This window comes from Pseudoalteromonas sp. THAF3, from assembly GCF_009363775.1.
Lineage (GTDB): Bacteria > Pseudomonadota > Gammaproteobacteria > Enterobacterales > Alteromonadaceae > Pseudoalteromonas > Pseudoalteromonas ruthenica.
Genome location: NZ_CP045418.1, coordinates 1,904,472 through 1,917,547 on the forward strand (window position 1 = coordinate 1,904,472; position 13,076 = coordinate 1,917,547).

The following is a 13,076-nucleotide window of genomic DNA, read 5'->3' on the forward strand; positions in this document are numbered from 1 at the left end:
TTACCTGCCCTTTTTGTTGTCTTGCTATGGAAATATATCAAGACGTTATAGGGGATGGTGAGTTAGAAAAACCCTAAGGCATTATCACTGTAGCTAACCAGTAGGTTTTTGGTTTGCTGATAGTGCTCAAGCATCATCTTATGCGTTTCGCGGCCAACGCCCGACTTTTTATAACCGCCAAACGCGGCATGGGCAGGATAATGATGATAACAATTGGTCCACACCCGACCCGCTTCAATGGCTCTGCCAACCCGATAGGCACGATTCATATCCCGCGTCCAAAGCCCTGCGCCCAACCCAAACTCGGTATCGTTGGCAATGGCAATCGCTTCTTGTTCGTCCTTAAAGGTAGTGACACTGACCACAGGACCAAAGATTTCCTCGCGGAACACCCGCATTTGATTGTGTCCTTTGAGTAAGGTCGGCTGAATATAAAAACCATTATTAAGCTCATTGTCGAAGCGTTCGGCGTCACCGCCGATAAGCACTTCGGCACCTTCTTCCTTGCCGATGCTAAAGTAACTCATGATTTTATCGAATTGCTGCTGTGAGGCTTGAGCGCCAACCATGGTGTCGGTATCGAGCGGATTACCGCGTTTAATTTGCTTGGTGCGGGCAATCACCCGGGCGATAAATTCGTCGTACATACTCTCTTGTACTAATAACCGCGATGGACAAGTACACACTTCCCCTTGATTGAAAAAGGCCAGCACGGCGCCTTCAACGCACTTATCAATAAATTCATCACTTTGATTCAATACATCGGCAAAATAGACATTGGGAGATTTACCGCCTAATTCCACCGTGGAGGGAATGATATTCTCGGCGGCACACTTAAGAATATGCGCTCCCACCGGGGTCGAGCCAGTAAAGGCAATTTTTGCAATGCGCGTGCTGCTGGCCAATGCCTGACCCGCTTCGGCGCCATAGCCATTGACCACATTAAGCACCCCCGCAGGCAAAATATCGCCAATGAGTTCAATAAATTTCAAAATGGATACTGGGGTTTGCTCCGCCGGTTTGAGCACCACACTGTTCCCTGCCGCCAGTGCCGGTGCAAGTTTCCACGCCGCCATCAGCAACGGAAAATTCCAGGGAATAATTTGCCCAACCACGCCTAAAGGCTCGTAAAAATGATAGGCCACGGTGTGCTCATCTAAATCACCAATGCTGCCCTCTTGAGCGCGAATACAGCCGGCGAAATACCGAAAGTGATCGGCCACCAGGGGAATATCGGCATTCAGCGTCTCGCGCACTGCTTTACCGTTATCCCAGGTTTCAGCAACGGCCAGCTGCTCGCTGTGCTCTTGCACCCGCTGAGCAATCGCCAGCAATAAGTTGCTGCGCTCTGTCACCGATGTTTTGCCCCATGTTTGTTGTGCTTGGTGCGCCGCATCCAAGGCCAGTTCAATGTCTTTTGCACACGATTGCGGGATTTTACAAATAACCTCCCCAGTCACCGGTGTGGTGTTATCAAAATACCGACCTTGCACCGGGCTTACCCACTTGCCACCAATGTAGTTCTCATATTGCGGCTTAAAATCAACCACCGCACCGGGAGTATTAGGATTTGCGTATATCATCGTTATTGTCCTTGTTGTTGCATCACTGCAAAACTACACAACTTTGCCCGTGAAGCGGTTGTCTTTACATCCAAAGCGCTTGACTAAATGTCCATTTTTTAGCCATGCTAGAGCAAGCACAAAGCAAAGGAATTAAACATGTTATATGGCAACCCCAGCGCTTTCGACAGCGTCCACACTCTTATTGACCATCGCAGTGTCGTGAATGCGCCTGGCATTCAATTGTGCATGTATGAAACCTTTGAACGCTGTGAACAAGTCCCCTTTCGCACCGATGAGTTGATGTTTTGTGCCATGGTCGAGGGTAAAAAGGTAATGCATCACCAAAGCTTACAGCAGGCGCGGGATTTCACCCCAGGGCAAAGCTTTGTTATCGCCGCCGATGAGCAGGTGCACATCGACTTTCCATTAGCGACCCTAGAGCGTCCAACCCGTTGCCTGACCCTTGAAGTCGACGCCGAGCGCATCGCCAATGTGGCCGAGCAAATGTCATTAAGCGCCCAGTGCAGCTATCATGATCAGCAACCTGCGACTCTGCAGCTTACCCATAGCACCACCACCGAGGCCATCTACCAGCGCTTGGCCGGGGCGTTTACAGAAAATAAAAGCGATAGAGCCTTACTGATTGAGCTGGCAACCACTGAGCTGATTGTGCGGCTACTGCGCGAACAAGATCATCACGCATTATTGCGCTGCGCTTTACACGACCCGCAGGCAACCGCTCTTCATCAAGTCTTAAGCCACATTGAGCAGCATATTGCCGCCCCACTCGATGTGGATACCCTTGCTCGTCTCGCCTGTATGAGCCGCAGCAAATTCTTTAGTGAGTTTCGCCGCCATTTGGGCATGACTCCCCATGCTTACATTCTTAAGCGCCGTTTAGAACATGCAGGTTTAATGCTAGAGCGCTCTAAAGCCGTCACCGAAACTTGCTTTGCCTGTGGGTTCAATAGTATTAGTCATTTCAGCCGCAGCTTTAAGCAGTACTACGGGCAAGCGCCGAGCGCTTATATTGCACAAAATAACAAGAGCGAAAGGTAAAGGCGGGAAAGAGAGCAAAGCCGAGCGGACGCTCGGCTTATTTGGCGTTAGATAAGCTTGAAAGTGCCTTTCATTAACGCTGAGTGACCCGGGAACGAGCAGAAAAACATATACTCGCCGTCAGCACTCATATCTTTGGTAGAAAATTCCACCGTGGTTTGCTCACCGCCGCCAATGATGTCGGTAGCAGCAATAATGCGCTCATCACCTGCAGGCAGGTAGTTGTTATCTAAGCCCGCGCCCATACCGGCACTGGCTACAGCCTGCATGTCACCTTTAGTGGTTAGCACCCAGTTATGACCCATTGATTTCTTAGGGATCTTACCTGTATGCTTAAGCGTGACTTTAACTGTTTCACAGCTTTTAGGGACTTCCATTGATTTTTTATTGAATTGCATTGCGTCGTTACCTTCGATGGTAAACTCGCAATTGGCAAAGGTCATTGACGAAAAGAACAAAGCCGCAATGGCAGTGAGAGATTTAAACATACCTTTCTCCGTAATGTTAATAGCTATCATTCAGATTATTAAATAAAACCCAAAAAAGCAACAGAATTAGCCTTAATCGCTTGATAGCAAAGCTTTATTGACTGTTTTTCAGTACGGCAGTTACGGTAGCAGAGATCAGCTCTGGGTACAAAAAAACCGAGCAACCCTCAAGGTGCTCGGTTTTTTTGAGTGTCACGATTGCGGTTCAGGAACGTAAACCCAGCCTGCCATCAGTCGTCGCGCGCTGCGGCTCATGCTGACGCTGTGCACGTCACAATCTTGGGATTGCATCGTCACCTTCGCTCCCACCTGCAAAGTCCCTGAGGGGTGTCCGAAGGTCACGCCGTTGCGCGTTTGCCCACCGGCGGCAATATTCACTAAGGTGCCGGGTATCGCAGCGGCAGTAGCAATGGCTACGGCGGCGGTGCCCATCATCGCATGATGTAATTTGCCCATTGATAAAGCGCGTACTTGCACATCAATGTCATCGCCATTGATTGCTTTACCGCTGGAGGCGGTATAATCGCTCGGCGGTGCCACCATAGCAATTTTCGGTGTATGCTGACGCGCTTGCGCTTCGTCGATATTCTTGATGAGCCCCATTTTTAAGGCGCCATAGGCACGGATACGCTCAAAACGAGCCAGCGCCTCAGGGTCGCCATTAATGTGCTCTTGCAATTCATTACCACGATACCCCAACGCCTCGGCATTAACGAAAATGGTGGGGATCCCAGCATTGATAAAGCTGGCTTTAAGCTCCCCTTCGCCCGGCACCGCTAGGCTATCCACTGCGTTACCCGTTGGCAGCACTGCGCCCTCACCCACCGGCGAGATAAAATCAATTTTGACCTCTGCGGCAGGAAAAGTAACACCATCGAGCTCAAAATCACCCAGCTCTTGTACTAACCCGTCTTGCATGGGTACATGGGCAATAATGGTTTTTTCAATATTGGCCTGCCAAATACGCACCTCGGCGATGCCGTTTTCAGGAATTCGGTGGTTATCGACTAGGCCATTATTTATGGCAAACGCGCCCACCGCTGCGGTTAAATTGCCACAGTTACCGCTCCAATCGATGAATGCTTTATCTATGGCCACTTGACCAAACAAATAGTCAACATCGTGCTCGGCTTGCGTGCTTTTTGAGAGGATCACCGTTTTACTGGTGCTGGATGTCGCCCCACCCATGCCATCGGTGTGCTTACCATAGGGGTCGGGACTGCCGATAACACGGAGCAACAAGGCATCACGATAAGGTCCGGGTTGTTGCGCTGGCTCAGGTAAATCATCGAGAGCGAAAAACACCCCTTTGCTGGTACCGCCGCGCATGTATGTGGCCGGTATTTTTATTTGTTGTGACATTTATCTACCTCAGTGAAGGTGGGCCGTAGCCCACCTGTTGTTGCTAGGTGGTGGCCTCGAGGAAGTCCTTCGCAAAGCGCTGTAATACCCCGCCGGCGCTGTAAATCGACAGCTCTTCCTGGGTATCGAGACGGCATTTGCTGGTGATAGTGAGCTCGTCGCCATTGGCACGGGTAATGCGCACTTCAAGACTGGCTCCCGGTGCTGGCTCACCCACCACACTGTAGGTTTCGCTGCCATCAAGGGCCAAGGTCTTGCGATTTTCACCAGCACTGAACTCCAGCGGCAACACACCCATACCAATCAGGTTGGTGCGGTGAATGCGCTCAAAGCCTTCGGCTAAGATCACTTCCACACCCGCTAAGCGTACACCTTTGGCGGCCCAGTCTCGTGATGAGCCCTGACCATAATCAGCACCAGCGACGATAATCAGCGGCTGTTTGCGCTGCATGTAGGTTTCTATTGCTTCCCACATACGCATGACTTCGCCTTGCGGCTCTAAACGCGTCAGTGAGCCCTCTTGCACTTCCCCGTCTACCACGGCCATTTCATTGCGCAGTCTTGGGTTAGCAAAGGTCGCCCGCTGAGCGGTTAGGTGGTCACCACGGTGCGTGGCATAAGAGTTAAAGTCTTCCTCCGGCACCCCCATCGACGCTAAATATTCCCCTGCTGCACTGCTGGCCAGGATGGCGTTTGATGGCGATAGGTGATCGGTGGTGATGTTATCCCCTAATACCGCTAAAGGGCGCAGATCCGTGAGTGTACGCTCTGCTGCCAACGCGCCTTCCCAGTATGGCGGACGACGAATGTAGGTGCTTTTTTCTCGCCACTGATAGAGCGGGTCGTTTTTCTCGCCATAGTCGACACTTAAATCGAACATCGGCTCATAGACCTGACGGAAATGCTCCGGCTTGACGCTCTTGGCAATCACCGCATCGATTTCTTCATCGCTTGGCCATAGGTCTTTTAAGGTAATGGCATTGCCATCGCTATCATGACCTAGGACATCCTTTTCAATATCAAAGCGAATGGTACCAGCAATGGCGTAGGCGACCACCAAAGGCGGTGATGCTAAAAACGCTTGCTTAGCGTAGGGGTGGATACGACCATCAAAGTTACGATTCCCTGAGAGCACCGCTGTGGCGTACAGATCTCGCTCCACCACTTCTTTTTGAATTTGCGGGTCGAGTGCGCCACTCATACCGTTACAGGATGTACAGGCAAAACCGACCACACCAAAACCTAACTGCTCCAACTCCGGTAGTAGATTGGCTTCTTCAAGATAGAGTTTTACCGCTTTTGAGCCCGGCGCCAGTGAGGTTTTCACCCAAGGCTTACGCATTAAGCCGTGTTTATTGGCGTTACGCGCTAACAAGCCGGCGGCTATCACATTACGTGGGTTTGAGGTATTGGTACAACTAGTGATGGCGGCAATGATCACCGCTCCATCGGGCATTAACCCAGGCTGTTGCTCAACTTCTTTGGCTATGCCTCGTGCTTGCAAATCGGCGGTCGCAAGGCGAGCATGAGGGTTTGATGGCCCAGCTAAGTTGCGACCCACGGCACTTAAATCAAAACGCAATACCCGCTCATACTGAGCTTGGGTCATCGCATCTGCCCACAAACCTGTGTGTTTCGCGTACTGCTCAACTAACTGTACCTGCTCGTCATCACGACCGGTGAGTTTAAGGTAATCAATGGTTTGCTCATCGATATAGAACATTGCCGCCGTGGCACCATATTCTGGTGTCATGTTGGAAATGGTGGCGCGATCGCCCAAAGTAAGGTGGCTTGCGCCCTCGCCGAAAAACTCTAAGTAGCTTGAAACAACACGCTGCTGACGTAAAAACTCGGTTAACGCCAGAACAATGTCGGTTGCGGTAATGCCCGGTTGGGGCTTACCGGTTAGCTCCACACCAACAATATCAGGCAAGCGCATATAAGAAGCTCGCCCGAGCATCACGCTTTCGGCTTCTAGGCCGCCAACGCCCACGGCAATAACGCCTAACGCGTCCACATGCGGTGTATGGCTATCGGTGCCCACTAGGGTATCTGGAAAGGCAACCCCATCACGGGCTTGGATCACCGGCGACATCTTCTCCAGATTAATCTGGTGCATAATGCCGTTGCCCGGTGGGATCACATCGACGTTTTTGAACGCTGTTTTGGTCCAGTTAATAAAGTGGAAGCGATCTTCGTTGCGGCGGTCTTCAATGGCGCGGTTTTTCTCAAAGGCATCCTCTTCAAACCCTGCATGTTCCACCGCCAGTGAATGGTCAACGATCAGCTGGGTTGGCACCACAGGGTTAACCTTGGCCGGATCGCCGCCTTTCGCGGCGATAGCGTCACGCAAACCGGCTAAATCCACCAGCGCGGTTTGCCCCAAAATATCGTGACACACCACCCGAGCTGGGTACCAAGGAAAATCCAAATCGCGTTTACGGTAAATAAGTTGCTCTAAGCTCGCGGTTAACTGCGCTGGTTCGCAGCGACGCACAAGGTTCTCAGCCAGAACTTTAGAGGTGTAAGGGAGCTTAGCATAAGCCCCCGGTTCAATGGCATCCACCGCCTCTTGGGTATCGTAGTAAATTAGATCCGAGTTGGGCAGCGGCTTACGGTATAAAGAATTCATAATTCGCTCTACATTGCAGAAAAAGGCAGCCCAAAGGCTGCCATAAAGAAACGGTGTTTAGCGCTCGCTCATCGCGGGCACGGGACGAGAATCAGGGCCAGTGTATTCGGCGCTTGGACGGATAATACGGTTATTGGCACGTTGCTCTTTAACATGAGCAGTCCAGCCAGTAACGCGACTCATCACGAAAATGGGCGTGAATAGCTTAGTAGGGATGCCCATAAAGTGATACGCCGAAGCATGGAAGAAATCGGCATTACAGAACAGCTTTTTCTCGCGCCACATCACTTCTTCACAGCGCACCGACACGGGGTAAAGCACATCATCGCCCACCTCTTTCGCCAAGCGCTCTGAGTATTTCTTGATGATCACATTGCGTGGGTCACTCTCACGATAAATGGCGTGGCCAAAGCCCATGATTTTGTCTTTTCGTGCCAGCATGCCCATTAACTCTTGCTCGGCATGTTCGGCGTCTTTAAAGCCTTCAATCATATCCATCGCCGCTTCATTGGCACCGCCATGCAGTGGGCCACGCAATGAGCCTATAGCGCCGGTTACGCATGAATGAATGTCTGACAAGGTTGAAGCACACACACGAGCGGTAAAGGTTGAGGCGTTAAATTCATGCTCAGCATAAAGGATCAACGACACATTCATTACGTCGGCAAACAGTTGTGATGGCGCTTTGTCATGTAACAAGTGTAAGAAGTGCGCCCCCACAGTGTCATCATCGGTTTCTACGTCAATACGCACACCGTCATGGGTAAAGCGATACCAATAACAGATAATGCTTGGGAAAATAGCCACCATGCGGTCGATAGCATCATCAGCATTGGCAAAATCAGTTTCGGTTTCTAGGTTACCAAGCATAGAACAGCCGGTACGCATCACGTCCATCGGGTGTGCATCTTTAGGGATGGTCTCTAACACGCTTTTCAGTGCTTGCGGTAGGCCCCGTAGCGACTTTAGTTTGGCTTTGTATTCAACCAGCTGGCCTTGGTTTGGCAACTCGCCGCGCGATAATAAATACGCCACTTCTTCAAATTGCACCTTGTCAGCCAGCTCACTGATATCGTAACCACGATAGGTCAGCCCTGAGCCACTTTTACCTACTGTACACAACGCCGTTTCGCCGGCCACTTGTCCGCGCAAGCCTGCGCCACCTAATGCTTTATCTACCATTTTCTTGCTCCTGAATTTTTTTCCTGTTGAAACTGTCAATGCGTTACTTGTTTTTGCCTTCGGCAAACAAGGCGTCGAGCTTTTTCTCGTATTCGTGATAGCCCAAATAATCGTATAGATCCATGCGTGTTTGCATCTCATCTAGCACCGCTTTTTGGTCGCCATTTTCAAGAATTGATTTATACACATTCTCCGCCGCTTTATTCATGGCACGGAACGCCGACAGCGGGTAAAGCACCATATCCACGCCCCACTCGCCTAGCTCTTTGCGATTCCAAAGCTCGGTTTTACCAAACTCGGTAATATTGGCGAGAATCGGCACATCAAGGGCCTCAGCAAAGGCGCGATAGTGCTCCTCGGTTTGCACCGCTTCTGCGAATATGCCATCGGCACCGGCGGCCACATAGGCTTTTGCCCGTTCAATGGCGGCCTCTAGACCTTCTTGAGCAAACGAGTCGGTGCGCGCCATAATGAAAAAGTCAGGGTCGGTGCGCGCATCAACGGCGGCTTTAATGCGATCAACCATCTCGTCAACTGAGACGATTTCTTTATTCGGGCGGTGACCACAGCGCTTTTGCGCCACCTGATCTTCCATATGCACCGCTGCGGCCCCGGCTTTTTCCATATCGCGAATGGTTTTAGCGATATTGAATGCGCCGCCCCAACCGGTATCGATATCAACCAACAGAGGTAAGTCACAGGCCGAAGTAATACGTTGCACATCGGCAATTACGTCGTTCAATGAGGTCATGCCCAAATCGGGCAACCCATAAGAAGCGTTGGCTACGCCACCGCCTGAGAGGTAAATTGCCTGATGACCCAGTTGTTTGGCCATAATGGCGCAGTAAGCATTGATGGTGCCCACTACTTGCAGCGGCTTGTTTGCCGCCAATGCTTGTCTAAATTTCTTTCCTGCGGACATGGGGTTCTCCTGTTAGATGCGCGGTTATCCTGAGTGGGCCGCGTTAAACTTATTTTCAATATTATTCATGGAGTAGCTGATATGACGTTTCATCAGCAACTCGGCAAGCTCGCCATCGCGATTGTCAATGGCATTAATAATGGCAAGGTGTTCGTCGAAGGCTTTAGATACCCTTGGCCCTGTCATTCCCATTTGCACCCTATACATGCGGATCAACTGATATAGGTCGTTGTATAACAAGTTGAATAAATGCTCGTTTTTAGAGCCTTTAATAATGCGATAATGGAAATCCAAGTCACCCGCTTCTTGGTAATAGGATTCGCCTTCTTTAACACGTTGCTCGTTAAGGTGTTTATTCAATAAGCCTTTCAGCGAGGCAATTTCTTCATCAGCCATGTTTTCGGCGGCAAGGCGACAGGCTAACCCCTCTAGTGCGGCGCGTACCTGATAGACTTCAATTAACCGCTCCGGCGTAAGCGCCACCACGCGACAACCGACGTTGGCTTTGCGCTCGACCAGATTACAGGCCTCTAGGCGATTAAGGGCATCGCGCAGGGTGGCACGTGACACCCCAAAGCGTTTGGCCAGCTCGGGTTCGGATATTTTTGAGCCCTGCTCAATATCGCCCTCGACAATAGCGCGGCGCAGATCAACAAACACTTGATCGGCAGCAGTGGTAATAGGTTGATGTGAATGCAGCTGTTCGCTCACGGCTTTTCTCGAAATTGTCGACAATCTAGGCCTGTACTATGGGATCGATGCCGGTAATTGTCAATAACCCTCACCTTTAATTGTCGACATAAACACAATTTATAGCGTTGTACACACTGTAAACTCGCTTTATTACATAAAAGTGTCGACAGCTTAAAAAGCAAAGCAATGCCAAAGCGGATGCGATAAACTATAGCTCACCGTCACAGCCGCTGTAGTTAAAATCGCGATGGATAAGCATACTTATATTCCCGATGCCTTTTTGGACGACGTTGCGTCCTACCTCCCCGAACACTTGCAATTACAAGACTTCGTTGCCGCCTGCCAACGCCCGCTGAAGCGCGCGGTACGGGTGAATACATTAAAAATGTCGGTGGCAGCATTTCGCGATTATTGCGCCGACAAACAGTGGCACATTACTGCTATTCCATGGTGCCCTGAGGGATTTTGGCTCACTCGCCCGCAAGAGGAAGAACAGGCATTGCCCATTGGCCGCACCGACATTCACTTAAGTGGCTGTATTTATGTGCAAGAGGCCAGCTCCATGTTGCCGCCGATGGCCCTAGCCGATGCCCTTGAAGGCGCTGAAACGGTGCTCGATATGGCGGCGGCACCAGGCAGTAAAACCTCGCAATTAGTGGCGCTATTAGATAACCAAGGCTTGCTGGTGGCCAACGAACTGTCATCATCACGGCTAAAAGCACTCAGTGCCACACTCAAACGAGTGGGCGCTCGCAATGTTGGCTTATCGCACTTTGATGGTGCCGTTTTCGGCGATTATATGCAGGAAAGCTTTGATGCCATTTTGCTCGATGCACCATGCTCCGGTGAAGGCACCGTGCGCAAAGACCCAGACGCATTAAAGAACTGGTCATTGCAATCCAATATTGATATTAGCGACGTACAAAAAACGCTGATCAAAAGCGCATTTCATGCTTTAAAACCCGGCGGTACACTAGTTTATTCTACCTGTACACTGACCCCGGTAGAAAATCATGCGGTATGCGAGTATTTGCTCGCTCAATTTCCAGGGCTTATCGAGATTGAACCCTTACATGGGCTGTTCCCTGACGCCAATGAAGCCAGCACTGAGCAAGGCTATTTACATGTGTGGCCACAGCTTTTCGATAGTGAAGGTTTCTTTATCGCCCGCTTTAAAAAATTGGGCAGTCAAAGTAGCTGTACGCCGAAAACCAAAAAAGGTCGCTTCCCTTTTACGGCAATGGAGAAAAAGGCCCAACAGCAACTGCAGCAATATGTGCAGCAACAATTTGCCATGGATAAATTAGCTGGCCGACTGATGCAACGCGATAAGGAAATATGGTTGTTCCCCGACATCGACGATGAGCAATTATTTACAGCCATTAAATACTCGCGCATTGGTATTCAAATAGGCACCACTCACAGAAATGGGGTGCGGCTAGAGCATGAGTTCGCAACCTGTTTAGGCCAGTATGCAACGCGCAATACCATGGCGCTAAACCCACAGCAAGCTCAGCAGTACTTTCACGGTCAGGATATCCGCTTAGATGAGCCGAGCAAGCACAAAGGTGAGGTGATCCTCACGCTTAACGGCGCGCCCGTAGGCTTAGGTAAATGGCAAGGGCAGAAAATTAAGAATGCGCTGGCCCGCGATTTAGTGATGGATGGGCAGTTAATAACTTGGGTATAACTTGGTAATAAACGGTTAAGAAACACTGGCCAGTTTTTTACAATTATTTACAGAGTTTAGTTAATAAGTTGTTTTTTATAGTAATTTAATACTAGGTTTTTATTTCCATTTTCGCCCGGCGTTAACTACAATTATAAGAACTTTCGCTTCTCCCGTATGAATGTGTAAAGTTTATTAGTTAGCGCACGGCTCATCATGAGCCATTCCCCTGGGCCCAGGACAATGCGGATTCGTCCTGGGCATTTTTTCGCCTCATGCTTCTTTGAAAGCCGACTCTAATATTTTAAAGCATTGAAAGTTAAAGCTACTTCCCTAAACCTTAGGTTGCTTGGGCACGTCTAGCCGCCCATGACTGTCTACTCCTTACCTGAGCAACAACACAGTGCGCCCGTCTCCCCAAATAAGGCACTACGAACATGAAATTTTTTGCTTTTACCCTTTGTCCTCTAGCCGCGCCCACACTCCCTTAATATAGTGGCATAAGGTTCTGATGGGGAGTGAGTTATTATGGTTTTGCGAGGAGCTTTGTTGGTAACTGCTATGCTGAGTGCTGCACTGGGAATGAGTGACGCAAAAGCAAAGGCCCAAGATCAACCAAACGGTCTTTATAGCGGATTTAGCTACCCCAATGGGAAGCCCAATGCCATCAGTCTAAGTTTTGATGATGGTCGCCACTCTCAAGTTGATGTAGGCATGGCCATTTTAGACAAATACCAAGTAAAAGCGACTTTCTATGCCCAACCTGAGCCCATTGCTGAGCGCTTAGCGCAGTGGCAAACGGCGATTAACAATGGCCATGAATTAGGCAATCACACAAGCCACCATTTATGCTCTGGTAACTTTGAATGGCTGCGTAAAAAAGGCCTGTCTCTAGAGCAGACCACCCTAGCTTGGTTAGAAAACGACATTAAAGAGGCTAACCACTATTTTAAGAAACATTTAGGTGTGACCCCTCGCGCGTTTGCCTATCCCTGTGGTCATACTTTTGTTGGCCGGGGTAAAGACACACAAAGCTATGTGCCCTTGGTAGCGACCCTGTTTGATACCGGCCGCACTTGGAATGATGAGACGGCCAACAATCCCAATTTTACCGACTTTGCCCAGCTCACTGGAATACGTATTGATGGTCTGCGTTTTGCGCAAATCAAAGAATTACTAAAGCGCTATCGCGAAAATAACAGCTGGGTTATCTTAGCAGGCCACGATATTGGCCAACGGGGCCCTTATACCGTCGACACACAAGCGTTGGAGCAACTGCTCGCGTATATTAACGACCCCGAAAATGGCTTTTGGGTGGGCACCGTCAGCGAGGTCGCCGACTACGTACGCAGTAATCGTACGGCTCCTTAACTTCGGTTGGACTTCAGGTTAACAAGGCGTCCAATCTGAACTTTGACAGTTATGACCATATCCTCAGCTAGCTCAGATAGTTATATTGTCTTATCGCTCGCACTAATGCTGCGAGCATGCGTACACCTTAGTC

10 protein-coding genes are annotated in these 13,076 nt (G+C 50.0%); 3 read left to right on the forward strand and 7 right to left on the reverse strand.

Annotated features, from left to right (window positions below; all coding sequences use genetic code 11):
• Positions 1 to 62: 62 nt before the first annotated feature.
• A complete protein-coding gene (locus FIU82_RS08745) occupies positions 63 to 1,583 on the reverse strand; it encodes an aldehyde dehydrogenase family protein (RefSeq protein WP_152440873.1) in 1,521 nt (506 codons plus the stop codon).
• Positions 1,584 to 1,721: 138 nt separating this feature from the next.
• On the opposite strand from FIU82_RS08745, the gene FIU82_RS08750 reads away from it, so the two are divergent.
• Complete coding sequence (locus FIU82_RS08750) at positions 1,722 to 2,624, forward strand: AraC family transcriptional regulator (protein WP_152440874.1); 903 nt, start codon at positions 1,722 to 1,724, stop codon at positions 2,622 to 2,624.
• 47 nt (positions 2,625 to 2,671) lie between these two features.
• Here the strand turns inward: FIU82_RS08750 and azu are convergent, their stop codons facing one another.
• The 6 genes from azu to FIU82_RS08780 all read right to left on the reverse strand — a co-directional run bounded on the left by azu (position 2,672) and on the right by FIU82_RS08780 (position 9,921).
• Positions 2,672 to 3,112, reverse strand: a complete 441-nt coding sequence (gene azu / locus FIU82_RS08755; RefSeq protein ID WP_022943820.1) for an azurin — start codon at positions 3,110 to 3,112, stop codon at positions 2,672 to 2,674.
• 192 nt (positions 3,113 to 3,304) lie between these two features.
• A complete protein-coding gene (gene prpF, locus FIU82_RS08760; RefSeq protein ID WP_152440875.1) occupies positions 3,305 to 4,474 on the reverse strand; it encodes a 2-methylaconitate cis-trans isomerase PrpF in 1,170 nt (389 codons plus the stop codon).
• Positions 4,475 to 4,517: 43 nt separating this feature from the next.
• Positions 4,518 to 7,106 (reverse strand): Fe/S-dependent 2-methylisocitrate dehydratase AcnD, encoded by a 2,589-nt coding sequence (gene acnD / locus FIU82_RS08765; RefSeq protein WP_152440876.1) that lies wholly within the window; start codon positions 7,104 to 7,106, stop codon positions 4,518 to 4,520.
• A gap of 57 nt (positions 7,107 to 7,163) precedes the next feature.
• Positions 7,164 to 8,288, reverse strand: coding sequence for a 2-methylcitrate synthase (prpC, locus tag FIU82_RS08770; protein WP_022943823.1), 1,125 nt, complete (start codon positions 8,286 to 8,288; stop codon positions 7,164 to 7,166).
• 43 nt (positions 8,289 to 8,331) lie between these two features.
• Positions 8,332 to 9,210, reverse strand: a complete 879-nt coding sequence (gene prpB, locus FIU82_RS08775; RefSeq protein ID WP_053910898.1) for a methylisocitrate lyase — start codon at positions 9,208 to 9,210, stop codon at positions 8,332 to 8,334.
• A gap of 24 nt (positions 9,211 to 9,234) precedes the next feature.
• Positions 9,235 to 9,921 (reverse strand): GntR family transcriptional regulator, encoded by a 687-nt coding sequence (locus FIU82_RS08780; protein ID WP_022945943.1) that lies wholly within the window; start codon positions 9,919 to 9,921, stop codon positions 9,235 to 9,237.
• Positions 9,922 to 10,150: 229 nt separating this feature from the next.
• On the opposite strand from FIU82_RS08780, the gene rsmF reads away from it, so the two are divergent.
• A complete protein-coding gene (gene rsmF, locus FIU82_RS08785) occupies positions 10,151 to 11,593 on the forward strand; it encodes a 16S rRNA (cytosine(1407)-C(5))-methyltransferase RsmF (protein WP_152440877.1) in 1,443 nt (480 codons plus the stop codon).
• 528 nt (positions 11,594 to 12,121) lie between these two features.
• Positions 12,122 to 12,943 carry a polysaccharide deacetylase family protein gene (locus FIU82_RS08790; protein WP_253946308.1) on the forward strand — a complete coding sequence of 274 codons (822 nt, stop codon included), beginning with the start codon at positions 12,122 to 12,124 and terminating at the stop codon, positions 12,941 to 12,943.
• Positions 12,944 to 13,076: the final 133 nt, after the last annotated feature.

What these genes read in the sequence shown, in the direction of transcription:
- FIU82_RS08745 (WP_152440873.1), bottom strand. Translation starts at nt 1,583, where the DNA reads ATGATATACGCAAATCCTAATACTCCCGGTGCGGTGGTTGATTTTAAG.
- FIU82_RS08750 (WP_152440874.1), top strand. Translation starts at nt 1,722, where the DNA reads ATGTTATATGGCAACCCCAGCGCTTTCGACAGCGTCCACACTCTTATT.
- azu (WP_022943820.1), bottom strand. Translation starts at nt 3,112, where the DNA reads ATGTTTAAATCTCTCACTGCCATTGCGGCTTTGTTCTTTTCGTCAATG.
- prpF (WP_152440875.1), bottom strand. Translation starts at nt 4,474, where the DNA reads ATGTCACAACAAATAAAAATACCGGCCACATACATGCGCGGCGGTACC.
- acnD (WP_152440876.1), bottom strand. Translation starts at nt 7,106, where the DNA reads ATGAATTCTTTATACCGTAAGCCGCTGCCCAACTCGGATCTAATTTAC.
- prpC (WP_022943823.1), bottom strand. Translation starts at nt 8,288, where the DNA reads ATGGTAGATAAAGCATTAGGTGGCGCAGGCTTGCGCGGACAAGTGGCC.
- prpB (WP_053910898.1), bottom strand. Translation starts at nt 9,210, where the DNA reads ATGTCCGCAGGAAAGAAATTTAGACAAGCATTGGCGGCAAACAAGCCG.
- rsmF (WP_152440877.1), top strand. Translation starts at nt 10,151, where the DNA reads ATGGATAAGCATACTTATATTCCCGATGCCTTTTTGGACGACGTTGCG.